We start from the raw sequence: 26770 nt of genomic DNA on the forward strand, positions 1-26770 counted from the left end.
CCTTCCCTGTTTCAGTCCGTGGGTCCTGATGGAGCAGGATGGTGGACGAAGGACGCACCCGGGAAGGGGTCGGCACGGTTAAATATGTGTCACCAGACCTTTAGAGGCCTGCGGGGAGGTCGGTGAGGATCAGTGGGCGGCGGGCAGGGTGAGCCTCCAGGCGCCCTCCGCCACCCGCCACGTGCGCCGCCGTACCGGCCCGGAGACCGCCGCGTCCGCCCGGTAGCGGAAGGCCTCGCCCGTGACGGTCACCGTGCGGCCGGAGGCCAGCAGCGGGGTCGCCTCCGCGCCCACCGACAGCGGCCGTACCTCCACCGAGGCCACCCCGTCCGGGCCCGGCGCCACCGACACCGTCTCCACCGGCTGGTCCAGGTCCACCACCGTCCGGCCGTCGACCTCCACCCGCAGCCGGGTCACGCCGGGCACGGCGGCCAGCCGGGTGGGCCGGGGGGCGAGGGTGCGGACCAGGGAGCGGTACCAGGGCCGGCCCGGGGCGACCGGCACCGGCTCGGCGACGGCCGCCCGCAGCGGCGCCGGCGGAATGCCCAGCGCGCCCAGCACCACCCCGTCGCTGTCGTCGACCAGCAGATCCATCCGCCGCCCGGCGCCGTCCAGCACCGCCCGCGCCGCCGCCACCGTCCCGCCGGGCACCCCGAGCGACTCGGCGAGCGCACTGTCCCCCACCGGCACCACCGACAGCGTGCATCCGGCCAGCTCCCGCTGCCGGTGCAGCAGCGTGACGGCGCGCACCAGCGCCCGGTCGTCACCGATCACGACCGGCCGCCGGGACCCCCTTCGGCCCAGCGCGCGGGCGAATTCCTCCGGATCCTCCGGCAGGCACACCTTGGCGGCCGCACCCGCGCTGAGCACGTCTTTCGCGATGCGTACGGACTCGCCGTCCGTCTGCCGTGCGACCGGATCGATGATCACCAGCAGCTGATCGGACGTCGCGAAAGTCGCCACCTCGGTCCTGCCTCGCTTCCTCGGGTAGCATCTTTGTGCAAGAGCCCCTTGCGCTATTGCGCCAGGGGCTTCGTCTATTCCGGGGCATCCGGTCCGACGGTTGTGCGACCAACGGCGGTCGCGGTGGTACGCGGCGGTGAACCTTACGCCCACGCCCCCGACCTTGGACATGCCCCGCCCGGAAGGGGTGTACGCGCGTGCCCGCACTTGTGCTGCTCGGTGCTCAGTGGGGTGACGAAGGCAAGGGAAAGGCGACGGACCTGCTCGGTGGATCCGTCGACTACGTGGTGCGCTACCAAGGCGGCAACAACGCCGGCCACACGGTAGTCGTGGGCGACCAGAAGTACGCCCTTCACCTGCTCCCTTCCGGGATCCTGTCGCCCGGCTGTACGCCGGTCATCGGTAACGGCGTCGTCGTCGACCCGTCGGTCCTGCTCTCCGAGCTGAGCGGTCTGAACGAGCGTGGCGTCGACACGTCCAAGCTCCTGATCAGCGGTAACGCGCACATCATCACGCCGTACAACGTGACCGTCGACAAGGTGACGGAACGCTTCCTCGGCAAGCGCAAGATCGGCACGACCGGCCGCGGTATCGGCCCGACCTACGCCGACAAGATCAACCGCGTGGGCATCCGGGTCCAGGACCTGTACGACGAGTCGATCCTCCAGCAGAAGGTGGAAGCGGCTCTCGACGTCAAGAACCAGATCCTCACCAAGCTCTACAACCGGCGCGCCATCGCCGCCGAGCAGGTGGTCGAGGAGCTGCTGGGCTACGCCGAGCAGATCAAGCCGTACGTCGCCGACACGGTGCTGATCCTCAACCAGGCCCTGGAGGACGACAAGGTCGTGCTCTTCGAGGGCGGCCAGGGCACGCTGCTGGACATCGACCACGGCACGTACCCCTTCGTCACCTCCTCCAACCCGACCGCGGGCGGCGCCTGCACGGGCGCGGGCGTGGGCCCGACGAAGATCAGCCGTGTGATCGGCATCCTGAAGGCCTACACGACCCGCGTCGGCGCGGGCCCGTTCCCGACGGAGCTGTTCGACGAGGACGGCGAGGCGCTGCGCCGTATCGGCGGCGAGCGGGGCGTCACCACCGGCCGTGACCGCCGCTGCGGCTGGTTCGACGCGGTCATCGCCCGTTACGCGACCCGCGTGAACGGCCTGACCGACTTCTTCCTCACCAAGCTCGACGTGCTCACCGGCTGGGAGCAGATCCCGGTCTGCGTGGCGTACGAGATCGACGGCAAGCGCGTCGAGGAGCTGCCGTACTCGCAGACCGACTTCCACCACGCGAAGCCGGTCTACGAGATGCTGCCGGGCTGGTCCGAGGACATCAGCAAGGCGAAGACCTTCTCCGACCTGCCGAAGAACGCCCAGGCGTACGTCAAGGCGCTGGAGGAGATGTCCGGCGCCCCGATCTCCGCGATCGGCGTGGGCCCGGGCCGGGACGAGACGATCGAGATCAACTCGTTCCTGTAGGCACCTCGCGACACCGCCCGCCGGTCCCGCCCTCCCCGGGCGCGGGCCGGCGGGCGGTTCCGTGTCCACACCCGGTGGACAATGGACCCATGGGCGTCCACCGGACCGCACGATGCCGGGGCCCGTACGGCGGTGAGGGCCACCAGGCCGACGGCACGGACTGCTCCGACCCCGCGGTCTTCGAGGTCGCCCGCCACAACCGACCACCGCTGCAGGTGTGCCCGGTGCATCTGGGACCCGCATTGCTGCTCGCGAGCGGGGTGCTCTGGCCGCCGGAGATCCGGCTCATCGGCCGCCGCCCCGCCCCGGCCTGAGGGTCAGCTGAAGACGATCATCGAGCCCTGGGCCAGGGAGCGGGTCGCCGCCGCGTGGAGGCCCAGCCAGACGTGGCGTTCGCGGGCGAAGGGACTGGGGTCGTACGGGGCGGGGACGGCCGGTTCCTCCAGCTCGGTGGGGGCCGTGGGCGGGGACGGCGCCGCCGGGGGGTTGGCCGGGTCGATGCCGATCGTCGGGGCCACGTACTGGAGTTCGCGCAGGAGGGTCTGGGAGGACCCCAGCGGGCCGCCGCCCGCCAGGAGTTCGTCGTTGGAGAGCGGGTGCGGGAAGTCCACGGGGACGTAGGCGCCCGCGTGGTCGTAGTGCCAGACCAGGTGGGACTGCTGCGCCGTCGACTCGAACATCTCCAGCAACTGCTCGTAGTCGCCGCCCAGTTCGTCGACCGGCGTGACCGGCAGGCCGCAGACCTGGAGCAGGTAGGCCCGGCGCAGGAAATGGAGGGCGTCGTAGTCGAAACCGGCGACCGGGGCGACGTCGCCGGACAGGCCCGGCATGTACTGGTACACCGGCACCGGCGGCAGGCCGGCCTCGGCCAGCGCCTTGTTGTACTGCGCGAGTTCCTCGGCGAAGGGGTTGTCCGGGGTGTGGCACAACACGTCCACGAGCGGTACCAGCCACAGGTCACAGGCCAAAGAGGGCTCCTCGTACGGCAGGCGCGTGGTCACGCACGGCAGCAGGTGGTCAGGGAAGGGTAGTCGGTACGGCCCCGGGGCGGCTCCCCTCGTACGGATCCGGCGGCCGTACTCGGCCACTTACCCCTCGGTCAGGTCTTCCAGCAGGGCGAGCGAGTGGGAGTTGGCGGCGGCGACGATCGCGCGGGCCGTCTCGGCCTCGCGCCGGGCGAGTGCGTCCACCAGGTCCGTGTGCCCGGCCCAGAGCCGGCCACGCAGGTCGGGCAGGCGGAGCAGGTGCTGCACCGCGCAGACCCAGGACTGCACGCGCAGCCGGTGCAGGAAGTCGCCGAGGTAGGGGTTGCCGAAGAGGGCGCTCAGCTCGCGCCAGAAGCGGAGGTCGTAGCCGATCAGCACCGTGAGGTCGCCGGCGGTCGCGGCCCGCTGGGCCTCCTCGCCGCGGCGCCGTACGGTCGCCAGGGCCGCCGCCGTGCGCGGGTCCTCGGGCGGGGTGCGGAAGGCGGGGTGACCGGTGGTGAGGGCCTGGAACATGCCGTCGGTGACCAGGCTGCGGGCCTCGATCATGTTCCGGTAGTCGGTGAGCGAGTACTCGGGCACGCGGAACCCGCGGTGCTGGTCGGCCTCCAGGATGCCCTGGGCGGACAGGTCGACCAGCGCCTCGCGGACGGGGGTGGCGGAGACGCCGTACTGGTCGGCGATCTCCTTCACGGTGAACGCCCGGCCCGGGCGCAGCCGCCCCGCCAGCACCTCGTCACGGAGCGCGTCCGCGATCTGCTGGCGCAGGGTGCTGCGCGTCACGGTGCCGTTGCCGGGCATGCTGCGTGCCTCTCCTCACACGTCCGGGTGACGTACTCGTACGGACGCGCGGTCGACGCGCGTCCCTTGTGCTTACGAGCACGTCACCTTACGCGTTCGGATCGGCCCGGCGGCAGCCGCGGTACGGTCACACCGTGTGTTCGTCGGCGGCGCTCAGCGCGGCGTCGAGCGCGGCCAGGCCCGCCTTCAGCTCGGCCTCGGTCGCGTTGCACGGCGGGACGACGTGGGTGCGGTTCATGTTCACGAAGGGCCACAGGCCGTTGCGCTTGGCGGCGGCGGTGAACGCGGCCATCGGGGCGTTGGCCTCGCCGGCCGCGTTGTACGGCACCAGCGGCTCGCGGGTCTCCCGGTTCCTCACCAGCTCCAGCGCCCAGAACATGCCGACACCGCGCACCTCGCCGACGCTCGGGTGCCGTTCGGCCAGCTCGGTGAGGCCGGGGCCGACGACGGTCTCACCGAGCAGCCTGGCGTTCTCGACCACGCCCTCCTCCGCCATCACGTTGATCGTGGCGACGGCGGCGGCGCAGGCCAGCGGGTGGCCGGAGTAGGTGAGGCCGCCGGGGTAGGGGCGCTTGCCGAAGGTCTCCGCGATCTTCTGCGAGATGGCCACACCGCCGAGCGGGACGTAGCCCGAGTTCACGCCCTTGGCGAAGGTCATGAGGTCGGGTACGACACCGAACAGGTCGGCCGCGAACCACTCGCCGGTCCGGCCGAAGCCGGCCATGACCTCGTCCAGGACGAAGACGATGCCGTACTTGTCGCACAGCTCGCGCACGCCGGCCAGGTAGCCGGGCGGCGGGACCATGATCCCGGCGGTGCCCGGGATGGTCTCCAGGATGATCGCGGCGATCGTCCCGGGGCCCTCGAAGGTGATCGTCGTCTCCAGGTGCTCCAGCGCCCGGGCGCACTCCTGCTCCTCGGTCTCGGCGTAGAAGCGGGAGCGGTAGAGGAACGGCGCCCAGAAGTGGACGACACCGTTCGAGCCGGAGTCGTTCGCCCAGCGGCGCGGATCACCGGTGATGTTGACGGCCTGCTGGGTGCCGCCGTGGTACGAGCGGTACGCCGAGAGCACCTTCGGGCGGCCCGTGTGCAGCCGGGCCATGCGCACCGCGTGCTCGACGGCGTCCGCTCCGCCGTTCGTGAAGAAGATCTTGTCCAGGTCGCCGGGGGTCCGCTCGGCGATCAGCCGGGCCGCCTCCGAGCGGGCCTCGACGGCGAACGCGGGCGCGAAGGTGGTCAGCTTCGCCGCCTGCTCCTGGATCGCCGCGACGACCTTGGGGTGCTGGTAGCCGATGTTGGTGAAGACGAGTCCGCTGGTGAAGTCCAGATACCGCGTGCCGTCGTAGTCCCAGAAGTACGACCCCTCGGCGCCGGCGACGGCGAGGGGGTCGATGAGGTCCTGGGCGGACCAGGAGTGGAAGACGTGCGCACGGTCCGCGGCCTTCACCGCGGTGCCGGCTTCGGGGCTGGGCTGAGGGGTCATGCCGGTGAGGGTAAATGTCCGCGATGCGGAAGGCATATCGGCGTCTTGTTCCGTGGACGACCCGAATCCGCGACAGGTTGTCGACGGGGGAGCGCCGCTGTCGTACGACCGCACTATTCTCGGTCGTTGCAGACCTATGGGGGGAAGGCGGCGCGGGGATGGAGAAGCTGGGGCCGGGGGATCCACAGCAGATCGGGGCCTATCGGCTGCTGGCGCGGCTCGGCGCGGGCGGTATGGGGCACGTGTATCTGGCCCGGTCGGACCGGGGGCGGACCGTCGCCGTGAAGCTGGTCCGGGAGGAGCTGGCCGCTCAGGAGGAGTTCCGGGCACGGTTCCGGCAGGAGGTGCAGGCCGCGCGGCGGGTCGGCGGGTACTGGACCGCGCCCGTGCTGGACGCGGACACCGAGGCGGCCGTGCCGTGGGTGGCGACCGGGTACGTGGCCGGGCCGAGCCTGCAGCAGGTCGTCGGGCACGACCACGGGGCGCTGCCCGAGCGGTCGGTACGGATCCTGGCGGCGGGGCTCGCGCACGCGCTGAAGGACATCCACGCGACCGGGACCGTGCACCGGGACCTCAAGCCGTCGAACGTGCTGGTGACCATCGACGGGCCGCGCGTGATCGACTTCGGGATAGCGCGGGCGCTGGAGACGGCGACCGCCGGCGGGGAGGGGCTCACCCGGACCGGGGCGCTCGTCGGGTCGCCCGGTTTCATGGCGCCGGAGCAGGTGCGCGGGGACCGGATCACCCCGGCGTGCGACGTCTTCTGCCTCGGGTCCGTGCTGGCGTACGCGGCGACCGGGGCCCTGCCCTTCGGGAACGCCGACAGCGGCGCGCACGCGCTGATGTTCCGCATCGCGCAGGAGGAGCCGGACCTGACGGGGGTGCCGGAGGGGATCGCCGACCTGGTCCGGGACTGCCTGCGCAAGGATCCGCAGGCCCGGCCCTCACTGGACGCGATTCTGGAGCGGACCGGGGTGGAGGACACCGTGACCGGGGGGCGGTCCCGGGATCCCTGGCTGCCGAGTTCGCTGGTCGCGCAGCTGGGACGGCACGCCGTGCAGCTGCTGGAGGTGGAGAATCCGGAGGGGGGCTCCGGCGGGGCTCCTGCGGTGTCGTCGGGTGCGGGTGCGGGTGCGGGTGCGGGTGCGGGTGCCGGGGCCGGTGTCGGCGCCGGGGCCGGTGGTGCCGGTGGGTCGCCCGAGCACGCGCCCGTCTCCGACGGGGCGCCGGGCGGGCCCGTCAACCATCTGCCCACCGTCGTCTCCGCCCAGGCTCCGCCGCCGCCGAGCGCGCCGCCGAGCGTGCCGCCCGGTGTGCCCCCGGCGCCCGCCGGGTTCGGGGCGCCGCCCTACGGTGCCCCGCAGCCGCATCCCCAGGCCGCCGCCTACGGGTACCCGCAGCAGCCGGGGAACTGGGGCGCGGGGCAGCCGTCGTACAACCCCTACGCCGGCGGGCTCGGCTCCACCCCGCCGTACGGGCCGCCGACCGTCGGTGTGCCGGCGGAGCCGGAGCGGCGCGACGGGCGGTCCACCGCGCTGCTCGTCGTGATCGCGCTGGTCGTCGCGCTGGGCGCGGGCGGCTCGGTGTACGCGCTGATGAAGAAGGACGGCGGGACCGACGACAAGGGGAACGGCACGGTCGGTCCGGCACCCACCGCCACCTCCACGTCCCCGGCCGGCTCGGGCTCGCCCACACAGGCCGGCTCGTCCCCCTCCCCGTCTCCGTCCGCCTCCACCGCCGGGGCGATACCGGACGCCTACCTGGGCACCTGGCGGACGACCATCGACAACGCGAGCGGCTCCAACACCCGCGAACTGACCATCCGGCAGGGCGAGGTGGGCGACACCGTGCTGACGCTGGTCGCGGACGGGCCGACCGAGGGCGGAGGGTCGTACCACTGTGTCTTCGAGGCGGAGCTGACCGAAGAACCCGGCGCAGCCGGGCCGTTGGAGATCGGGCCGTCCACCGTCACCACCGGTGAACCGGCCTCCTCCTGCACCCCGGGCGAGGCCACCGAGGTCGCGCTGCTGCCGGACGGGCGGCTGAAGCGGGCCAAGGCGAGCGGTGGGGAGAGCCTCACGTACAGCAAGGAGTGAGCCCGCGCCCCTTCGGGGGCGCTCACCGTGGCTCCGGAGGTCTCTGCCGCGGCATGTTGGGCCGGCTCCCGTTCGCCGGCGGCAACGGAAAGCGGCCCCCCGGGCCCCCCGCGTCCTGCCGCGGTACCGCCGCCACCGCCGTCTGGATGCCCAGGGGGACGGAGCCCGTGCGGAACTCCACCATCCAGTCGGTCGTCTCGGTGCGCACCAGCTCCGTGATGTCCTCGGAGAAGCGCCGCAGTACGGACAGGCACCGCTCGGCCGCCTCGCTCGCCGTGCCCTCCGCCGGTCCCAGGACCTCCCGCACGCTCTCCGACGCCCAGTCGAACTGGAACGCCTGAAGTCGCCGCTGCACCGCCTGCGCGGTGGCGACGTCCCTTATCCAGCCGGAGGTGACACCGAAGAACCGGTCGATGCCGACGCAGGCGACCGCGAGCAGCAGGGCCAGACAGCCCCAGGGCGCCACCCCGCCGGCCACCCCGGTCAGGTCCAGCAGGGGCAGGGCCGCCCCGGCCACCGCTCCGGCGGCCGCCCCGGCCCGCAGCACGCGCGCGCCGCGCCGCTTCCAGATCCGGTCCCGCAGATACCAGGACGCCGTCTCCAGTGCCCGGCGCTCCACCCAGCGGTACAGCTCGTCCAGCCGCTGGGCGGGCTCCTCCCAGTCGCCGAGCGGGAAGGACCGCCCGGTCAGGTCGCCCGGCCGCAGCCCGGCCGCACCCTCGCCCCGCCCGTCCTGAGGCGGACCCTCGGGCTGCATCTCCGGCTGACCCACCCGGCACTCCCAACTGATCACGACCGGTCACGTAGCGTGACATTCCCTGCCGACGCGCGGCCACCTTCCTACCGCCCAATGGGTGGCGGAGAGGGAGCTTTCCCGGCTTTTCCGCCCGGAAGGGGGCCTTGATCAGGTATAGGCCCGCCGTTGTTCTCACTCGAAAGAGTGGCGGGGCAGTGGCCGCGTGGACCACGTAGGCTCAGTCACGACGGAGAAAAACGTCGACGCGGAAGAGACGCGGAAGAGACGCGGAAAACCCGTCGGAGACAACGACGGAGACGGCGAGGAGCTGATCGTGATCCCCGGTGGCCAGCCCAACATGCAGCAGTTGCTCCAGCAGGCCCAGAAGATGCAGCAGGACCTGCAGCGGGCGCAGGAGGAACTGGCGAACACGGAGGTCGACGGGCAGGCGGGCGGCGGCCTGGTGAAGGCCACCGTCACCGGCGCCGGTGAGCTGCGCGCCCTGAAGATCGACCCGAAGGCGGTGGACCCGGAGGACACCGAGACCCTCGCCGACCTGATCGTGGCGGCCGTACAGGCGGCCAACGAGAACGCGCAGTCGCTCCAGCAGCAGAAGCTCGGTCCGCTGGCCCAGGGGCTGGGCGGCGGCAGCGGCATCCCGGGCCTGCCGTTCTGACGCATCCGCCTTCCAAGCGGAGGCGGAAGCCAACTACCGTACGTACCGAAAGGTCTCCAGGAAAGGCAGTCCGTTGTACGAAGGCGTGGTCCAGGACCTCATCGACGAGCTGGGGCGGCTGCCCGGCGTCGGTCCCAAGAGCGCGCAGCGGATCGCCTTCCACATCCTGCAGGCCGAGCCGGCGGACGTGAAGCGGCTCGCGCAGGCCCTCCTGGAGGTCAAGGCGAAGGTCCGCTTCTGCGCCACCTGCGGCAACGTGGCGCAGGAGGAGCTGTGTGGCATCTGCCGGGACCCGCGCCGGGACCCTGCCGTCATCTGTGTGGTGGAGGAACCGAAGGACGTCGTGGCGATCGAGCGGACCCGCGAGTTCCGGGGCCGTTACCACGTGCTCGGCGGCGCGATCAGCCCGATCGAGGGCGTGGGCCCCGACGACCTGCGTATACGAGAACTTCTCGCGCGGTTGGCCGACGGGACGGTCACGGAGCTGATCCTGGCCACGGATCCGAATCTGGAAGGCGAGGCCACGGCGACGTACCTCGCCCGCATGATCAAGCCCATGGGCCTGAAGGTCACCCGCCTGGCCAGCGGCCTCCCGGTGGGTGGCGACCTGGAATACGCGGACGAGGTGACCCTCGGCCGCGCCTTCGAGGGGAGACGACTCCTAGATGTCTGACGCCACACTGCACGCCTCGGCGCAGAACCCGGACGACTTCGTGGTCCAGATCGCGGACCAGGTCGAGAGCTTCCTGGTGGCCGTCACGGAGGTGGCGAGGGGCGACGAGCCCGAATCGGCGGTCCCCTTCCTCCTCCTTGAGGTCTCCCAGCTCCTGCTGGCCGGCGGCCGGCTGGGCGCCCACGAGGACATCGTCCCCGAGGAGCGCTACGAGCCCGACCCGGGCCCCGAGCCGGACGTGGACGAGCTGCGCGAGACCTTCGCCCGGCTCCTGGACCCGATCGACGTCTACTCCGAGGTCTTCGACCCGTACGAGCCCCGTACGGCGCCGGTGCCGGCCCGGATCTCCGACGACCTCGCCGACATCATCACCGACCTCCGGCACGGCATGGCCCACTACCGTGCGGGCCGCACCACCGAGGCCCTGTGGTGGTGGCAGTTCTCGTACTTCTCCAACTGGGGTCCGACGGCCTCCGCCGTGCTGCGCGCCCTCCAGTCCGTCCTCATCCACGTCCGCCTCAACCAGCCCCTGGAGGAGCTGGACGGCCTCGACACCGACCAGCCGGCCATGGGCGACGAGACGCTGGAGTTCGAGGCGGGCCGGGTGATGGCGCAGGAGATCGGCGCGCCGCTGGGGATCCGGCCGGGGCAGTAGCCGGGCCGGCCGCTGTGAGCCGGGGCACGTTCGGAGTGCGGCGCCGATCGCTGGGCAGGGTTCGTGACCGAGCGGGCGATGTCTCACCATGCGGGAGCACGGTGGTGGGATTCGGACGCTCGTTAGACTGAGCCGACATAAACGAACCGAGCGAGGAGCGCACGTGGGCCTTGTCGTGCAGAAGTACGGAGGCTCCTCCGTAGCCGATGCCGAAGGCATCAAGCGCGTCGCCAAGCGGATCGTGGAAGCGAAGAAGAACGGCAACCAGGTTGTCGTCGTCGTTTCCGCGATGGGCGACACGACGGACGAGCTGATCGATCTCGCCGAGCAGGTGTCTCCGATGCCTGCGGGGCGGGAATTCGACATGCTGCTGACCGCCGGAGAGCGGATCTCCATGGCCCTGCTGGCGATGGCGATCAAAAACCTGGGCCACGAGGCCCAGTCCTTCACCGGCAGCCAGGCAGGCGTCATCACCGACTCGGTCCACAACAAGGCCCGGATCATCGACGTCACGCCGGGCCGGATCCGTACCGCGCTGGACGAGGGCAACATCGCCATCGTCGCCGGGTTCCAGGGCGTCAGCCAGGACAAGAAGGACATCACCACCCTCGGGCGCGGTGGGTCCGACACGACGGCCGTGGCGCTCGCCGCCGCGCTCGACGCCGAGGTCTGCGAGATCTACACCGACGTCGACGGCGTGTTCACCGCCGACCCGCGCGTGGTGAAGAAGGCCCGGAAGATCGACTGGATCTCCTTCGAGGACATGCTGGAGCTGGCCTCGTCCGGGTCCAAGGTGCTGCTCCACCGCTGTGTGGAGTACGCCCGCCGCTACAACATCCCGATCCATGTCCGGTCGTCCTTCAGCGGACTGCAGGGCACGTGGGTCAGCAGTGAGCCGATTGGGGACAAGAAGGTGGAGCAGGCCATCATCTCCGGTGTCGCGCACGACACCTCCGAGGCCAAGATCACGGTCGTCGGCGTGCCGGACAAGCCGGGTGAGGCCGCCGCGATCTTCCGGACCATCGCCGATGCCGAGATCAACATCGACATGGTCGTGCAGAACGTGTCCGCCGCCTCCACCGGTCTGACGGACATCTCCTTCACGCTGCCGAAGACCGAGGGCCGCAAGGCCATCGACGCGCTGGAGAAGAACCGCTCCGGCATCGGCTTCGACTCGCTGCGCTACGACGACCAGATCGGCAAGATCTCCCTGGTCGGCGCCGGTATGAAGACCAACCCTGGCGTCACCGCCGCGTTCTTCGAGGCGCTCAGCAACGCCGGTGTGAACATCGAGCTGATCTCGACGTCCGAGATCCGTATCTCGGTGGTCACGCGCGCCGACGACGTGCCGGAGGCCGTCCGCGCCGTGCACACCGCCTTCGGGCTGGACTCCGACTCCGACGAGGCCGTCGTCTACGGAGGCACGGGCCGCTGATGGCACCGACCGGGAAGCCGACACTCGCGGTCGTGGGAGCGACCGGGGCCGTCGGCACGGTCATGCTCCAGATCCTGTCCCAGCGGGCGGACATCTGGGGCGAGATCCGTCTGATCGCCTCCCCGCGCTCGGCCGGCCGCAAGCTGGCCGTGCGCGGCGAGGAGGTCGAGGTGACGGCCCTGACGGAGGACGCCTTCGCCGGGGTCGACATCGCGCTGTTCGACGTCCCCGACGAGGTCGCCGCCGAGTGGGCGCCGGTCGCCGCCGAGCGCGGCGCGGTCGTCGTGGACAACTCGGGCGCCTTCCGGATGGACCCGGACGTGCCGCTCGTGGTGCCCGAGATCAATCCGCACACGGTGCGGTCACGCCCCCGCGGCATCGTCGCGAGCCCCAACTGCACCACCCTGACGATGATCGTCGCCCTGGGCGCGCTGCACGCCGAGTTCGGGCTGCGCGAGCTGGTGGTGTCGTCGTACCAGGCGGTGAGCGGGGCCGGGCGGGCCGGCGTGGACACGCTGCGGGCCCAGCTGTCCCTGGTGGCCGGCACCGAGCTGGGCACCAAGCCGGGCGACGTACGGCGGGCCGTCGGGGAGGACACCGGGCCGTTCCCGGAGCCGGTCGCGCTCAACGTCGTACCGTGGGCCGGGTCGCTCCGGGAGGACGGCTGGTCCTCGGAGGAGATGAAGGTCCGCGACGAGTCCCGCAAGATCCTCGGCCTGCCGAGGCTGCCGGTCGCCGTGACCTGTGTCCGGGTGCCGGTGGTCACCACGCACTCGCTGACCGTCCACGCCCGCTTCCAGCGCGAGGTCGGCGTCGACGGCGCCCGGGAGATCCTCGCCACCGCGCCGGGCGTGGTGCTGTGCGACGATCCGGCCGCCGGTGAGTTCCCCACCCCCGCCGACGTGGTGGGCACCGATCCGACCTGGGTGGGCCGGGTACGGCGGGCCCTGGACGACCCGACCGCGCTGGAGCTGTTCGTCTGCGGCGACAACCTGCGCAAGGGCGCCGCGCTGAACTGCGCGCAGATCGCCGAGCTGATCGCGGCGGAGACGTCCGCCCCCGCCTAGCCGTTGAACTTTGTAGGATCTGTGTAAGAACTGTGGCCGGGAGCATGGTCCAATCCACTTGAACCGTCCCTCCCGGCAGCAGAGGATTTCTCTCCCCGCCTTCCGCAACCGTACGGAGGCGGGGAGCGTCTTTGCGGTCACCCTTGCGGGACCTGGGGACGTGATGATCCTGGCGTGGGGACGCCGTGATCGGGGCGTGGGGACGCCCGTTCAAATGGGACATAACGGAAGAGCGGGACGCATGACGGCATTTGAAGCACCGTCGGTTGTCGCACATGTGACGCCCGGCACGTACAACCCCCGAGGGGGGAAGCGTGTCCAACTGGCGTGGCAGAGGTACTCGAACTCAGTGTGGCCCGCGGCGGCACGGCCCTGCGGCCCCGCTCGGCGCCCCGGCGCGCGCCCGGCGGCATGCCGGTGATCGCGCCCATGCCCGCAGCGCGGCCCGCCCGCATACCCAGTCAGCGTGACGGCGTCGAGGAGTCCGCGGGCGCCGTGGCGACCGAGGCCGCCGGGACGACCGTCGACCACCTCACCGAGACCTACCGGGCGCACTACCGCTCGCTGCTCGGTCTCGCCGCGCTCCTCCTCGACGACACCGCCTCCTGCGAGGACGTCGTCCAGGAGGCCTTCATCCGCGTCCACTCGGCCCGCAAGCGCGTCCGCGACCCCGAGAAGACCCTCGCCTACCTGCGGCAGACGGTCGTCAACCTCTCCCGCTCCACGCTGCGCCGGCGCATCCTCGGCCTGAAGCTGCTCTCCAAGCCGATGCCCGACATGGCGAGCGCGGAGGAGGGCGCCTACGACCAGCTGGAGCGCCGCGACCTCATCAAGGCGATGAAGGGCCTGCAGCGCCGCCAGCGCGAGGTGCTCGTGCTGCGCTACTTCGCGGACATGACCGAGGCGCAGGTCGCCGAGACGCTCGGCATCTCCCTGGGCTCGGTGAAGGCGTACGGTTCGCGGGGCATCGCCGCGCTGCGGGTGTCCATGGAGGCATCGGCATGAGCGACCACGCCGAAGGGGGCGAATCCCATGACGGTCACTCCCATGAGCGGCACTCCCACGAACGCCACGAGCCCTATGCCTGGCACGAGCCGACAGGGCGCGCCGGGCAACAGCACACGTCATCGCACGCTGGGAACGGAACTGTGAACCACGGCCCCGAGGACAAGGGCCCCGAGAGGCTCGACGGAGTCCACATGCTGGACGACCTCGACTCCGACGAACAGGCCCTGCGCCGGCTGCTGCACACGGCGGTCGACGACATCGAGCCGCGCACCGGCACCCTGGACCACCTGCGCCGGGCCGTCCCCGCGCGGCGCGCCCGCAAGCGGCAGGCCGTGGTCGGCATGGCCGCGGCGGCCCTGTTCATCGGCACCGCGATCCCGGCCCTCGTCCACGTCTCCCACGCCGGCGGCTCCGACCCGAACACCGCCATGGCCGGCCAGAGTTCCCAGACCCAGGGCGGCACCGGCCAGGGCAAGGACACGGGCGGCGGCAAGGACGGCAAGAAGGACAGCGCCAGTACGACGGTCAAGCCGGGCAAGGAGCCCGGTGAGAGCGGCGAGAAGGACGAGAAGGGCAGCAAGGGCGGTGGCTCCACCGGCGGCGCCGACCCCTCCGCCACGCAGGCCTCGGGCACCCCGCTCTGCACGGCGGCCCAGCTGGGCTCCGCCACCGGCACGGTGAACCCGCCCGACTCCGCGGGGGCCGTCTACGGCGTTTTCCGCGTCACCAACATCTCCGGCACCGCGTGCACCGTCGCCGGTCCCGGCAGCATCGTCCCGACCGCCCAGGGCGCCGCCGATCCGGCCAAGATCGTCACCGCCCGGCACGCGGCCGGGGACGCGGCGACCTCCCTGCCCGACCCGTCTCTCGAAGTGCCCTCGCTGGTCCTGCAGCCCGGCGCCGCGTACGAGGAGAAGTTCGCCTTCGTCCCCTCGGAGACCTGCCCCACCACCAGCGACCCCAGCAATGGCGGTACCAGCACCGGCGGCCCGTCACCGGACCCGACCCCCACCCAGGACGCCGGCGCCACCGGCGGCACCACCGACACCGGCGGCTCGGACGGCACCACCACCCAGCTCGTCACCGAGGACGGCACAGCCGACGGCAGCATCGCGGTCACCCACACGGCGGAGGGCGGATCCCCTTCGGCCACGGCGGTGGTGTCCGGGGCGTGCGCGGGGACGATCTATTACACCGGGGTGCTGGCGGGGGCGTGACGCTCCACCAGGGGTGCGCCCTCGGACGCCGGTCCAGGGCGCCGGTGCGGGTGCCGTAGACCGAGCACGTCACCCGCCGACCGGCGCACGGCGGCTCAGCCGGCGGCCAAGTGGCGCCTTGCGAAGTCCAGTTCCAGGGCCACCTGCTTGATCCGTTCGTCCACGACCAGGGAGCCGTGCCCCGCGTCGTACCGGTACACCTCGTGGACCGCGCCGCGGGACTCCAGTCTCTTGACGTAGTTGTCGATCTGGCGGATCGGGCAGCGGGGGTCGTTGACGCCGGCCGAGATGTAGACGGGCGCCTTGACCTGGTCGACGTACGTCAGCGGGGAAGACGCCGCGAAGCGGTCCGGGACCTCCTCGGGGGTGCCGCCCAGCAGGGTGCGGTCCATGGCCTTCAGGGCCTCCATCTCGTCGTGGTACGCGGTGACGTAGTCCGCGACCGGGACGACCGCGATGCCCAGCGACCAGGCGGCCGGCTGGGTGCCGAGGCCCAGCAGGGTGAGGTAGCCGCCCCAGGAGGCACCGGTCAGGACGAGCCGGGCGGGGTCGGCGAGGCCGGAGCTGATCGCCCACTCGCGGACGGCCGCCACGTCCTCCAGCTCGATCAGGCCGACCCGGTGCTTGAGGGCGTCGGTCCAGGCGCGGCCGTAGCCGGTGGAGCCGCGGTAGTTGATGCGGATCACCGCGTACCCGTGGTCGACCCAGGCGGCCGGGCCCGCCGCGAAGGAGTCGCTGTCGTGCCAGGTCGGCCCGCCGTGCAGGTCGAAGACGGTGGGCAGGGGACCCGTGGCACCCGCCGGCTTCTGGATCAGGGCGTGGATACGGCCGCCGGGGCCCTCCACCCACACGTCCTCCACGGGCACCGACGGCGGGCACGCCATCCCGGGCGGGTCCAGCACCACCCCGCCGGTCGTGGACCGCACCGCCGGCGGCTCGGCGGCCGACGACCACAGGTACTCCACGCTGCCGTCCGGGCGGGCCGTCGCACCGGAGACCGTGCCGGGCGGGGTGGGGATGCGGGTCAGCTCGCGGGCCGTCAGGTCGTACCGGAACAGCTCGCTGCGGGCCTCGAAGCCGTGGGCGATGAGCAGCGCCGAGCCGTCCGGATACCACTCGGCGCTGACGTCACCCGGCAGGTCCAGGGCCAGGTCCGTCTCCTCGCCCGTCGCCACGTCCCACACCAGCGGCTCCCAGCGGCCCCGGCGCTGGTGGCCGATGAGCAGCCGGGTGTCGCCGTCGACCGGGGCGAAGCCCAGCACCTCCAGGCCCAGCTCCTCGGTGCCGCCCTTGGTGTCGTCCAGCTCGGCGACCGTCGTGCCGTCCAGGCGGAGCACCCGCAGCGCCGCGTGCATGGCGTCGCCGTGCTCCGTGTGCTCGACGGCGATCAGGGAGCCGTCGTACGACAGGTCGCCGACGCCCGCCGACTCCCGGTGCCGGTAGATCTCCACCGGGTCCGCGCCCTCGCGCGCCACGTGGATCGTCGTGCCGTCGTCGTCCGTGGAGCGGCCGACGACCGCCGTGCGGCCGTCGCGGGACAGGGCCAGGCCGGCCGGGTAGGAAGGGGCGAGACCGGGCACGGCCGGCTCGTCGGGGCCGCCCGTGAAGGGCTGGCGGCGCCAGATGCCGAACTCGTCGCCGTCCTTGTCGTCGAACCACCAGATCCAGGCGCCGTCCGGGGAGAGCACGCCGTCCGTCGTGCCGTTCGGCCGGTCCGTCGCCTGCCGCTGCTCGCCCGTCGCTCTGTCCCAGGCGTACAGCTCGTACGTCCCCGTCGCGTTCGACACGAACAGGGAACGGTCCGGCGCGTCCTCCGCCCAGTCGGGCAGGGAGACGCGTGGCGCCCGGAAGCGCTTCTCCCAGTCCGGCATGTCCGGTGTGTCCGGCGTCCTGCTCTCACTCATGGCCCCAGTCATGCGCCCATATTGCCTGGCCGCGCCGACAATTGGGTGGCGGGTGTGCGCAGCCTGTGGATAACTTCCCGACCATGAGCGTTTCCGTCACCTCCACATCCGTTCCCGAGGGCTGGCGCGAGGACAACCGGGCCATGTGGGACGAGAGGGTTCCCGTCCACGTCGCCGGCTCCTTCTACGACCTCGACGGCTTCCGCACCCGCCGGGACGACCTGCGGGACTTCGAGACGGCCGAGGTCGGGGACGTCACCGGGAAGTCGCTGCTGCACCTGCAGTGCCACATCGGCACCGACACCCTCTCCTGGGCCCACCGCGGCGCCGCCCGCGTCGTGGGCCTGGACTTCTCGGCACCGGCGGTGGAGGCGGCCCGCGCCCTCGCGGCCGACCTCGGCTACGGCCCCGACCGGGCGGCGTTCGTCACCAGCGACGTCTACGACGCGCCCGCCGCCGTACCCGAGCCGTCGTACGACATCGTGTACACCGGCCTCGGCGCCCTGTGCTGGCTGCCGGACATCCGGCGCTGGGCCGAGACGGCCGCCTCGCTGGTCGCGCCCGGCGGCTTCCTCTACCTCGCCGAGTTCCATCCGCTCACCGAGTCCCTGGACGACGAGACCGGCAGCCGGATCGTGCGCGACTACTTCACCCGGGACGCGCAGGTGTACGAGGAGCCGGGCACCTACGCCGACCTGGACGCCGCCACCGTCCACAACCGCAGCGTGGAGTGGCAGCACACCCTCGGGGACGTGGTCTCCGCTCTCGCCGCGACGGGGCTGCGCGTGGAGTTCCTGCACGAGCACGACGTGTCGGTCTTCCCCCGCTTCAGGAACTTCGAGGTCCGTGACGGCTACCACCGCTTCCCGGCGGACCGTCCGCGCATCCCGCTGATCTACTCGCTGAGGGCGAGGAAGGACTGAGGGCCGGCCGGGGAACGATGACCCGCGGCCGGGCCGCCCAGCCGGGCGCCGTACCGTGGAGGGCGTGTACCGCTTCCTGCTGACACCCCGCTGGTGGGGCATCAACGTCTTCGTGCTGCTCGCCATCCCGTTCTGCGTCTTCATGGGGTCGTGGCAGCTGAGCCGGTTCGAGGACCGGGTCCAGGACCACCGCACCGTGACCGAGCGGGTCGAGTCCGGCCGCACCGAGGCCGCGCGCCCGCTCGACTCGATGCTGCCCGTCGACAAGAGCACGGCGGGGCGGCGGGTCACGGCGAGCGGGCGGTACGGGAAGCAGCTGCTGGTGCCCGGGCGGGAGCTGGACGGCAAGCGCGGGTTCTACGTCCTGACCCTGCTGCGCACCGACTCCGGGAAGGCGCTGCCCGTGGTGCGCGGGTGGCTGCCGGGGACGGCGGACGCGGCCGAGGCGCCCGCACCGCCCGCCGGCGACGTCACCGTCACCGGCGCGCTGCAGGCGTCCGAGACGCCCGGGGACAACGGGGTGAGCGCACAGGGCGGGCTGCCTGCCGGGCAGACCGCGGCGATCAGCTCGGCGTCGCTGGTCAACCTGGTGCCGTACCGCCTCTACGACGCGTGGGTCACCCTCGACAAGGGCGACGCCGGGATGAAGGCCGTACCGGCCCGGGCGCCGGGCGGTACGGGGCTGGACCTGAAGGCGTTCCAGAACCTCGGTTACACCGGCGAGTGGTTCGTGTTCGCCGGGTTCGTGGTGTTCATGTGGTTCCGGTTGCTGCGCAGGGAGATCGAGTTCCAGCGGGACGCGGCGCTGGGGCTGGTGCCGGAGGAGCCGGAACAGACACCGGTACCGAGCGGCTGACCCGGGCCGGCCCGGGAGGGCTTCGCGGGGCTCCTACTTCTGGTCTTCCGCGGTCTCGTCCGCGGTGGTCGCCGTGGCCCGTTCACCGTCCTGGACCTGCTGGAGCCGCTTGAGCGTGGTGGCGAGCATGTCCCGGGCGGGGGTGGTGTCGCCCGCGGTGCCGTCTATCTCCACCTTGATGTCGACCCTGCCGGAGCGGCTGAACGCCTGGATCGAGTCCTCGCTGAGCCCGGGGTTCACGACGAACGTGGTCTCGTCACCGATCTTCTCGTCCGGCGTCCGCTCCTTCTTCTTCTCGGAGCCCTTCCAGTCCCGGTAGGCGCTCGCGGCGTTCTCAGGCGTGTCGTACAGGCAGATCGCCACGTCCATCATGTTGTCGGTGGAGCCCTGGTAGAGGTACTCGGCGTCACCGCTGCGCACCCAGCCCTTGGGGGCCTGTTCGTCCCTCGGGCCGTCCACCTTCGTGCAGTACCGGCCTTCCATCACCGACTTCTCGTGGTACGGCTCCCAGCCGGGGAGGATCTCGCCGACGCCCGGCAGAGCCTGTGAGATCTCGCCCTGGCTGAGGTCCTTCGTGATCGGCTTCCCGGCGTCGTCGCCCGAGTCGCTGGAGGAGCAGGAGGTGAGGGCGGCGACGCCGAGGAGAGCGGCGAGAACGGTGGTGCGTGTACGTGACATGGACACACTCTAGGTGACCATGATCATCTGAGAGGGTCCAGAGGAACGGACGGGATCAGCGACGCGGCAGCGACACGTACAGGCGCGTGCCCCGGGCCCGGTAGCCGACGCGTTCGTACACCCGGCGGGAGCCCTCGCCGGAGTACTCCAGCCAGACCGAACCGACCCCTCGGGCGAACATCGCCTCGGTCACCGACGCGGTCACCGCGGCGGCGATGCCGCGGCCGCGGTGGGCCGGGCGGGTGCCGACGCCGGACAGTTCGGCGGTGTCCTCGGCCGGCGCGGAGCAGGAGGCTCCACCGGCGCAGCCGCCCTGCGGGGCACGGACGAAGCGCACCGCCCCGCCGCCCTCCTGGGTGTGCCGCAGCCGGGCCGCGCCTTCCGCCGAGGAGGCGAAGACACCGCCGAACGCCTCGGCGAGCGCGGCGTCCAGCTCGGCGTACTCCTCGTCGGTCGCCGGGGTCCGAACGGCCGGGGCGGGCCGGGGGACCGTCAGCCGGTCGGGGGTGCAGACGAGGTACTCGTGCACCGCCTCCGTCTCGAAGCCCGCCGCCCTCAGAGCCGGTGCCACGGCGGGCGCGGCCTCCGGCGCGAACTCCAGCCGGGGCAGCAGCCCCCGCTCCCGGAAGGCGCCGATCAGCGCGGTGACGTCCCGCCCGGTCGGCTCGGCCCCGGGCAGCGGGGTCGCGTAGTTGAGGTAGGGGCTGTCGGTGTCGGGGGAGAAGCCGGCGACGAAACCGCCGGTCTCCACGACGACCGGCCGGCGGCGGAGGTTGGCGACGGCAAAGCTCTGGACCTGCATGTCCATGGTGGGTGTGACCTCACGAAGTCTCGGAACGCAGCCCTGACGAACTCGGTCTCGCCGAGTTCGGGGCAGGAAGGAGTGGCGGTGCGTCAGGCACCGCATCGTGGGGCCGCCGTGCGGAAGCGTGAAGCGTGCGCGGCGCTCAGCGCCGACGGCGGCCGCTCGGGGACGCCGCAATCATTGGCTGTCGTTCCTCACCGTGAGTTCCTCTGCCGGGTCGCAGAGCACGGTCACTGTTCCATGATCGGCGGGAGCTCGGCAACGGGTTTTCCGAAGGCTGTCTCCGCCCGGTCAGCGGAGTTCCGCCAGGCCTCTGCGGGTGGCGGCGACCACCACCCGGTCCCCCTTCTCCAGTACGTGCTCGGCGGACGTGTCGGTTCGTCCCAGCAGCGCCAGTACCCGCCAGGAACCGGCCCGGAAGGCGTCCCGTACGGTCCGGCCCTCCAGCTGCGGATGGCCGTCGACGTCGATCGCGGCGAACAGCAGCACCCTGCGTTCCACCGCGACGGCCCCCAGCACCTGCCGGCCCAGCATCGCGCCGGCGAACGCGGGGGCGGCGAGATGGGTGACGCTGCGGCTGCGGGTCAGGGCGTGGGGGTACGCGGTGCGCAGGGTGCGGTAGACGGCGGTGGCGAAGTCGTCGTCGTAGAGGCGCAGGACCACGCGGAGGTCGGGGCGGACGGTGCGGGCGTAGAGGACGGCCTCCAGGTTGGTGGTGTCGGAGCTGGTCACCGAGAGCAGCGCCTGGGCCCGGTGGATCTGGGCGGCCTCCAGAACGCCCTCCTGGGTGACGTCCCCGAGGACCACCGGCACCCGCAGCCGGCGGGCCGTGGCGAGGCCGCGGGCCTCCGGGTCGGACTCGACGCAGACCACCGGGATGTTCAGCTCCCGCAGCCGGGTCAGGACCCGGGTGCCGATCTTGCCGAGTCCGAGCAGGACCACGTGCCCGCTCAGGCCCCGGGGCGGCCGGCGCAGGGCGGAGGCGGTGCGGAAGGTGCCGAGCGCCTCCAGGGCGGCGGCCAGCAGGATCGGAAGGAGGAGCAACCCGACGAGCGCGGAGAGGAGTTGCAGGAGCTGGCGGCCGAGGGGTTCCTTGAAGGCCGGGTCGTCGATCGCGAACAGGTCGAGGAGGGTGATGTAGAAGGCACGCAGCGGGTGGATGCCGGTGACCAGCCACAGGGCTACGGCGAGACCGACCACGCAGCCGACCAGCCCGGCCAGGGACCAGCGCAGCCGCCGGGAGAAGAGGGAGGCGAGCGGCATGACGCCGGTCAGGCGGCGGGTGGGGGCGGTGGACTCCGTACCGGTGCCGGAGGAGACGTGTTCCAGCACCACGGCCTGCCGGCCGGCGGCCTGCCGTACCTCCTCGTCGTCGGGGAGCAGGCGCGGTTGCTCCCCGAGGCCGCCCGGGTCGCCGCCCGACAGCAGGGCCAGGGTGCACAGCCCGGCACCCGCATCCGCCGGGCCGGCGCCGGCGTCGGGCCCGTACCCGGGCAGCGGTCGTTCCACCGCCCGCAGCAGCAGCCCCTCGGTCTGTACGACCCGGCTGGTGCCGGCGACGGCGGTGGCGGCCAGTGCGGGTGCGGCGGTGTCGGCGTCGGACAGCACGGTCGTGGAGGCCTCCGCGCCGGCGCCCGGGGCGCCCCCGTCGTCGTCCCCTGCGGCCAATGCGGCCGCCTGATCGAGGAGTTCCTCGATGTGCTGGCCCAACCGCCGGTTGTAGAGCCGGAGGACGAGCCGCAGTCGCGGGTTGAGCCGGCGGGCCGTCAGCGCGGCGCGGATGTTGGTCTCGTCGTCGTCGTACACGAGGGCCAGCGCGGCGGCCCGGGCCACCCCGGCCTCGGCGAGCACTGCCTCGGTCAGCTCGGCTGCCTCCAGCACCCCTTCCCCGTCGGGCCGTTGACCGGCCGGGGTGCCCGGCGGCTGCCCGGTCCCGCCGGCCCGGCCGACGGTGCCCACGGCGGCGCTGACCACACGGTCGAACAGCGCCGCCGACGCGGCCCGGGCCCGGCCGACCACGGGGGGCCGTGCGGTGCGTTCGTTCGGCGGTACGACGAGGGTGACCTGTTCGCCGTAGACCCCGCGCAACTCGGCGGCCAGCCGGTGCGCGAGCCCGTCGTCGCCGCACACCACCATGTGCGGCGGCCGGGTCCCCGGCCCCCCTTGATACGGAACGCTCGCCACAAGGGGAAAGAGTGCCCCAAGGAGATGCATGGTTCCAGCAACGGTCTGAACGGTCGCGCCGGGGCGCGCGTAGAGGAGGGGAGGGAGAGCAGCAGCCGGAGGTAACCACCCGTGGCCATCACCGAAGACGCCCCGCCGGGCACGGACACCCGCGGCTCCGGCACCCCACGGGCCCCCCACGCCGCGCCCCCACCGGACCCCGGCCCCACGCCTTCGCCGGACCGTCGCGCCGTGTCCCCCTCGGCCCCCCGCTCCGATCCCCCGCCCGACCGTGCGGGCGGTCTGCGGCTCACCTCCCCGCTCGTGCTGGTGCTCACCCTGCTGTTGGCCGTGCTCGCCCAGTCGCCCATCCGGGGGCTGCTCGGTACCCCGGCGATGCAGAGCTGGACGACGGTGTTCGTGGCGGTGACCGTCCAGGCGCTGCCCTTCCTGGTGCTCGGCGTGCTGCTGTCGGCGGCGATCGCGGTGTTCGTCCCGGCGTCCTTCTTCGCGCGCGCCCTGCCGCGCCGGCCCGCCCTGGCCGTGCCCGTGGCCGGCATCGCGGGCGCGGTGCTGCCGGGCTGTGAGTGCGCGTCGGTGCCGGTGGCGGGCGCCCTGGTCCGCCGGGGCGTGGCCCCCGCCGCCGCCCTCGCCTTCCTCCTCTCCGCGCCCGCGGTGAACCCGGTGGTGCTGACCGCCACGGCCGTCGCCTTCCCCGGGCACCCGGAGATGGTCCTGGCCCGGTTCCTGGCGAGTCTGCTGGTGGCCTGCGCGATGGGCTGGCTGTGGCAGCGGCTGGGCCGCACGGACTGGCTGCGCCCGCCGGTCCACGGCGCGTACGAGGGCGCGAGCAAGGCGGAGGCGTTCTGGGACGCGGTCCGGCACGACGTCATGCACGCCGGCGGCTTCCTGGTGCTCGGTGCGACGGCCGCGGCCACGCTGAAGGCGGCGGTCCCGGCGGAGTGGCTGGCCACGGCCGCCGGCACGCCCCTGCTCTCGGTGCTCGCCCTCGCCGTACTCGCCGTCCTGCTGTCCATCTGCTCGGAGGCGGACGCGTTCGTCGCGGCCTCCCTCACCCAGTTCTCCCCGACGGCCAAGCTGGTCTTCCTGGTGGTGGGCCCGATGATCGACCTCAAGCTGTTCGCGATGCAGGCCGGCACCTTCGGCCGTACCTTCGCGCTCCGCTTCGCGCCCGCCACCTTCGCGCTGGCCGTCACGGGCGCCGTACTGACCGGGGCGGTGCTGCTGTGAACCGCCAGGCGCAGGCGGCCGTCCTGTTCCTGCTCGGCGCGGCCCTGCTGCACGCGGGCGCCACCGACCTGTACCTGCGGTACGTCAAGGCGGGCCTGCGCCCGCTGCTGCTGGCCTCGGGCGCGGTCCTGATCGCGGCGGCGCTGGCGACGGCCTGGTACGAGCGCCGCCGCGACCGGCGATCCGGGTCTCATGAGCACCCCGAACCCCGCGTCGCGTGGCTCCTCCTGCTCCCCCTCCTCGCCCTCATCCTGATCGCCCCGCCGGCCCTGGGTTCCTACAGCGCCCTGCGCTCCGGTACGGCACTGCAGAAGCCGTACGCCTACGGCCCGTTGCCCGCCGGCGACCCGGTGCCGCTCTCCGTCGTCGACTACGCCTCCCGCGCGGCCTACGGCCACGGCCGCTCCCTGCACGGCCGCCCGGTCCGCGTCACCGGCTTCCTCGCCCTGGACCACTCGGGCACCGCCTACCTGGTCCGCATGGCCCTCAACTGCTGTGCGGCGGACGCCCAGCCGGTGAAGATCGCGCTGACCGGCGAACTCCCGCCCGTCCTCCGCCCGGACGCCTGGCTGGAGGTCACGGGCACGTACACCCCCCGACTGGCCCGCGACCCGGTCAACAACGGCCCGGTGCCGTACCTGAAGGTCACCTCCGCGCGACCGGTACCGGCCCCGCGCGACCCGTACGACGAGACCTGGAACACCTGAGCCGGCCCCGGCTACCGGTCCGCGGCCGCGCTGTCGAAGTCGAAGCGGGCCAGGTCCCGTAGCCACGCCTCCGCGTTGCCGTCCGACGGGGCCCGCCAGTCGCCGCGCGGGGAGAGGGAACCGCCTGCCGAGACCTTGGGGCCGTTCGGCATGGCCGAGCGCTTGAACTGGGAGAACGCGAAGAAACGGCGGGTGAACACCTCCAGCCAGTGCCGGATCTCCGCGAGGCCGTACGCGCCGCGCTTGGCCTCGGGGAAGCCGGGCGGCCAGGCGCCGGCGTCCGGGTCGTGCCAGGCGTGCCAGGCCAGGAAGGCGATCTTCGAGGGGCGGAAGCCGTAGCGCAGGACGTGGAACAGCGTGAAGTCGTGCAGCGCGTACGGGCCGATCTTCGACTCGGTGGACTGCATCTCCTCGCCCGGCACCAGCTCCGGGCTGATCTCGGTGTCCAGGATCGCGGCGAGGATCTTGCCGGTCTCGTCGTCGAACTGGCCGCTGGTGATGACCCAGCGGATCAGGTGCTGGATGAACGTCTTCGGCACACCGGAGTTGACGTTGTAGTGGCTCATCTGGTCGCCGACGCCGTACGTCGACCAGCCGAGCGCCAGCTCGGACAGGTCACCGGTGCCGAGGACGATGCCACCGCGCTGGTTGGCCAGCCGGAACAGGTAGTCGGTGCGCAGGCCGGCCTGGACGTTCTCGAAGGTGACGTCGTACACCGGCTCGCCGGAGGCGAACGGGTGGCCGATCTCCTGGAGCATCAGCCGCGCGGTCGGCGTGATGTCCAGCTCGGCCGCGGTGACGCCGAGCGCCCGCATCAGTTTGTGCGCGTTGTCCTTGGTGTGGTCGCTGGTGGCGAAGCCGGGCAGGGTGAAGGCCAGGATGTCGCTGCGCGGCCGCCCCGCGCGGTCCATCGCCCGGGCGGCGACGATCAGCGCGTGCGTGGAGTCGAGCCCGCCGGACACCCCGATGACGACCTTGGGTCCGCCGATCGCCGCCAGTCGCTGCTGGAGCCCGGCGACCTGGATGTTGTAGGCCTCGTAGCAGTCCAGGGCGAGCCGCTCGGGGTCGGCGGGCACGAACGGGAAGCGCTCGATGCGCCGGCGCAGCCCGAGGTCGGTGAGCGGCGGGTCCAGCTCGAAGGAGACCGTCCGGAAGTCCCCGGTCCGCGCCGCGTGGGCCCGCCGGTTGTCGTCGAACGTCCCCATCCGGTGCCGTTCCTGCCGCAGCAGGTCGAGGTCGACGTCCGCGACCGCGTACTGGTCGCCGAGCGGGAACCGGTCGGTCTCGGCCAGCAGCACCCCGTTCTCGTAGATCATGGTCTGCCCGTCCCAGGACAGGTCCGTGGTGGACTCGCCCAGTCCGGCCGCCGCGTAGACGTACGCGGCGAGGCAGCGGGAGGACGCCGAGCGGCACAGCAGCTTGCGGTCCTCGGCCCGGCCGACGGTGATCGGGCTGCCGGAGAGGTTGACCAGCACGGTCGCCCCGGCGAGGGCGGCCTCCGCGCTCGGCGGCACCGGCACCCACATGTCTTCGCAGATCTCCGTGTGCAGCACGAGCCCGGGCACGTCCGCCGCCGCGAACAGCAGATCCACCCCGAACGGCACCTCCGCGCCGGCGACCCGGATGGTCCCGCCCCGCTCGTCGTACCCGTCGGCGATCTGCCGGCGCTCGTAGAACTCGCGGTAGTTCGGCGGGTACGACTTCGGTACGACACCGAGGACCCGGCCGCGGTGGATGATCACCGCGCAGTTGTAGATCCGGTGGCGGTGGCGCAGGGGGGCGCCGACGACCAGCACGGGCAGCAGCTCCGCCGACCCGGCCACGACCGTGTCCAGCGCCTCCTCGACCCGGTCCAGCAGGGCGTCCTGGAGCAGCAGGTCCTCGATGGAGTAGCCGGTGAGGCCCAGCTCGGGGTAGACGGCGACGGCGACGCCCTCGTCCGCGCACCGGCGGGCCTGGCGCAGGACCGCTTCGGCGTTGGCGTGCGGGTCGGCGATGACGGTGTGGCCCGTGCACGCGGCGATGCGCGCGAAGCCGTGCTGATAGAGCGACCAGAAGTTCAACGGGGCTTCCTTCATGTTTCAACAGACCCACAGACGAGCTGACGAAGCGAATCTCCTCCAGGAGGAAGCCTAGATCCGGCCCCGCCGAGGTACTCGGGCGGACCTGAGTAGCTCCGCTCTGGTCGCCGCCGGCGCGGGAGACGAGG

General features: G+C 72.4%; 24 protein-coding genes. 14 read left to right on the forward strand and 10 right to left on the reverse strand.

From position 1 onward, the window contains the following. Positions 1-129 precede the first annotated feature (129 nt). On the reverse strand, positions 130-963 hold the full coding sequence (locus tag ACZ4U1_RS09180; RefSeq protein WP_467901527.1) for a diacylglycerol kinase family protein: 834 nt from the start codon (positions 961-963) through the stop codon (positions 130-132). 197 nt (positions 964-1160) lie between these two features. Here ACZ4U1_RS09180 and ACZ4U1_RS09185 point away from each other — a divergent pair, with 197 nt between their 5' ends. Both ACZ4U1_RS09185 and ACZ4U1_RS09190 read left to right on the forward strand, forming a co-directional pair. After that, on the forward strand, positions 1161-2444 hold the full coding sequence (locus ACZ4U1_RS09185; RefSeq protein WP_467901528.1) for an adenylosuccinate synthase: 1284 nt from the start codon (positions 1161-1163) through the stop codon (positions 2442-2444). 89 nt (positions 2445-2533) lie between these two features. Next, the gene (locus tag ACZ4U1_RS09190; RefSeq protein ID WP_467901530.1) at positions 2534-2758 is read left to right on the forward strand and encodes a hypothetical protein; all 225 of its coding nucleotides are present in this window, start codon (positions 2534-2536) and stop codon (positions 2756-2758) included. Positions 2759-2761: 3 nt separating this feature from the next. Here ACZ4U1_RS09190 and ACZ4U1_RS09195 read toward each other — a convergent pair whose 3' ends face one another. From ACZ4U1_RS09195 to ACZ4U1_RS09205, 3 genes are all read right to left on the reverse strand, one after another. Beyond that, positions 2762-3412, reverse strand: a complete 651-nt coding sequence (locus ACZ4U1_RS09195) for a hypothetical protein (RefSeq protein WP_467902247.1) — start codon at positions 3410-3412, stop codon at positions 2762-2764. Positions 3413-3532: 120 nt separating this feature from the next. After that, a complete protein-coding gene (locus tag ACZ4U1_RS09200) occupies positions 3533-4228 on the reverse strand; it encodes a GntR family transcriptional regulator (RefSeq protein ID WP_467901532.1) in 696 nt (231 codons plus the stop codon). A 127-nt stretch (positions 4229-4355) separates the two neighbouring features. Beyond that, positions 4356-5711, reverse strand: a complete 1356-nt coding sequence (locus ACZ4U1_RS09205) for an aminotransferase class III-fold pyridoxal phosphate-dependent enzyme (protein ID WP_467901534.1) — start codon at positions 5709-5711, stop codon at positions 4356-4358. A gap of 158 nt (positions 5712-5869) precedes the next feature. Here ACZ4U1_RS09205 and ACZ4U1_RS09210 point away from each other — a divergent pair, with 158 nt between their 5' ends. Next, positions 5870-7807 (forward strand): serine/threonine-protein kinase, encoded by a 1938-nt coding sequence (locus ACZ4U1_RS09210; protein WP_467901535.1) that lies wholly within the window; start codon positions 5870-5872, stop codon positions 7805-7807. 22 nt (positions 7808-7829) lie between these two features. Here the strand turns inward: ACZ4U1_RS09210 and ACZ4U1_RS09215 are convergent, their stop codons facing one another. Continuing rightward, entirely contained in the window at positions 7830-8579 is a 750-nt protein-coding gene (locus ACZ4U1_RS09215; protein WP_467901537.1) for an SLATT domain-containing protein, read from the reverse strand. A 298-nt stretch (positions 8580-8877) separates the two neighbouring features. On the opposite strand from ACZ4U1_RS09215, the gene ACZ4U1_RS09220 reads away from it, so the two are divergent. The 7 genes from ACZ4U1_RS09220 (at position 8878) to ACZ4U1_RS09250 (ending at position 15274) form a co-directional block, all read left to right on the forward strand. Then, positions 8878-9219, forward strand: a complete 342-nt coding sequence (locus ACZ4U1_RS09220; RefSeq protein ID WP_467901538.1) for a YbaB/EbfC family nucleoid-associated protein — start codon at positions 8878-8880, stop codon at positions 9217-9219. Positions 9220-9292: 73 nt separating this feature from the next. Continuing rightward, positions 9293-9892, forward strand: a complete 600-nt coding sequence (recR, locus tag ACZ4U1_RS09225) for a recombination mediator RecR (protein ID WP_467901540.1) — start codon at positions 9293-9295, stop codon at positions 9890-9892. Continuing rightward, positions 9885-10547 (forward strand): DUF5063 domain-containing protein, encoded by a 663-nt coding sequence (locus ACZ4U1_RS09230; RefSeq protein WP_467901542.1) that lies wholly within the window; start codon positions 9885-9887, stop codon positions 10545-10547. Before recR ends, ACZ4U1_RS09230 begins: the two co-directional genes overlap by 8 nt. Before the next feature lie 163 nt (positions 10548-10710). Beyond that, positions 10711-11982 (forward strand): aspartate kinase, encoded by a 1272-nt coding sequence (locus ACZ4U1_RS09235; protein ID WP_356151568.1) that lies wholly within the window; start codon positions 10711-10713, stop codon positions 11980-11982. Beyond that, complete coding sequence (locus tag ACZ4U1_RS09240) at positions 11982-13049, forward strand: aspartate-semialdehyde dehydrogenase (RefSeq protein ID WP_467901543.1); 1068 nt, start codon at positions 11982-11984, stop codon at positions 13047-13049. The genes ACZ4U1_RS09235 and ACZ4U1_RS09240 overlap by 1 nt, the downstream gene beginning before the upstream one ends. A gap of 411 nt (positions 13050-13460) precedes the next feature. Beyond that, complete coding sequence (locus ACZ4U1_RS09245) at positions 13461-14054, forward strand: SigE family RNA polymerase sigma factor (RefSeq protein WP_388327756.1); 594 nt, start codon at positions 13461-13463, stop codon at positions 14052-14054. Between the two features lie 143 nt (positions 14055-14197). Further along, positions 14198-15274, forward strand: a complete 1077-nt coding sequence (locus ACZ4U1_RS09250) for a hypothetical protein (RefSeq protein WP_467901545.1) — start codon at positions 14198-14200, stop codon at positions 15272-15274. 95 nt (positions 15275-15369) lie between these two features. On the opposite strand, the gene ACZ4U1_RS09255 is transcribed toward ACZ4U1_RS09250, so the two are convergent. Continuing rightward, entirely contained in the window at positions 15370-17178 is a 1809-nt protein-coding gene (locus tag ACZ4U1_RS09255) for a S9 family peptidase (RefSeq protein ID WP_467901546.1), read from the reverse strand. A gap of 83 nt (positions 17179-17261) precedes the next feature. Between ACZ4U1_RS09255 and ACZ4U1_RS09260 the strand changes: the two genes are divergently transcribed. Both ACZ4U1_RS09260 and ACZ4U1_RS09265 read left to right on the forward strand, forming a co-directional pair. Next, a complete protein-coding gene (locus tag ACZ4U1_RS09260) occupies positions 17262-18101 on the forward strand; it encodes a class I SAM-dependent methyltransferase (RefSeq protein WP_467901548.1) in 840 nt (279 codons plus the stop codon). A gap of 64 nt (positions 18102-18165) precedes the next feature. After that, the gene (locus tag ACZ4U1_RS09265) at positions 18166-18957 is read left to right on the forward strand and encodes an SURF1 family protein (RefSeq protein WP_467901550.1); all 792 of its coding nucleotides are present in this window, start codon (positions 18166-18168) and stop codon (positions 18955-18957) included. 33 nt (positions 18958-18990) lie between these two features. Here the strand turns inward: ACZ4U1_RS09265 and ACZ4U1_RS09270 are convergent, their stop codons facing one another. From ACZ4U1_RS09270 to ACZ4U1_RS09280, 3 genes are all read right to left on the reverse strand, one after another. Beyond that, positions 18991-19635, reverse strand: coding sequence for a hypothetical protein (locus tag ACZ4U1_RS09270; RefSeq protein WP_467901552.1), 645 nt, complete (start codon positions 19633-19635; stop codon positions 18991-18993). A gap of 55 nt (positions 19636-19690) precedes the next feature. Next, positions 19691-20443 (reverse strand): GNAT family N-acetyltransferase, encoded by a 753-nt coding sequence (locus ACZ4U1_RS09275; RefSeq protein ID WP_467901554.1) that lies wholly within the window; start codon positions 20441-20443, stop codon positions 19691-19693. 288 nt (positions 20444-20731) lie between these two features. After that, complete coding sequence (locus ACZ4U1_RS09280) at positions 20732-22576, reverse strand: NAD-binding protein (protein ID WP_467901556.1); 1845 nt, start codon at positions 22574-22576, stop codon at positions 20732-20734. Positions 22577-22855: 279 nt separating this feature from the next. On the opposite strand from ACZ4U1_RS09280, the gene ACZ4U1_RS09285 reads away from it, so the two are divergent. After that, entirely contained in the window at positions 22856-23854 is a 999-nt protein-coding gene (locus ACZ4U1_RS09285) for a permease (protein ID WP_467902249.1), read from the forward strand. Further along, positions 23851-24561 carry a TIGR03943 family putative permease subunit gene (locus ACZ4U1_RS09290; RefSeq protein ID WP_467901558.1) on the forward strand — a complete coding sequence of 237 codons (711 nt, stop codon included), beginning with the start codon at positions 23851-23853 and terminating at the stop codon, positions 24559-24561. Before ACZ4U1_RS09285 ends, ACZ4U1_RS09290 begins: the two co-directional genes overlap by 4 nt. Positions 24562-24572: 11 nt before the next feature. Here the strand turns inward: ACZ4U1_RS09290 and ACZ4U1_RS09295 are convergent, their stop codons facing one another. Continuing rightward, entirely contained in the window at positions 24573-26639 is a 2067-nt protein-coding gene (locus tag ACZ4U1_RS09295; RefSeq protein WP_467901560.1) for an NAD(+) synthase, read from the reverse strand. Between the last annotated feature and the right edge of the window lie 131 nt (positions 26640-26770).

Source organism: Streptomyces sp. NPDC028928 (genome assembly GCF_055564915.1).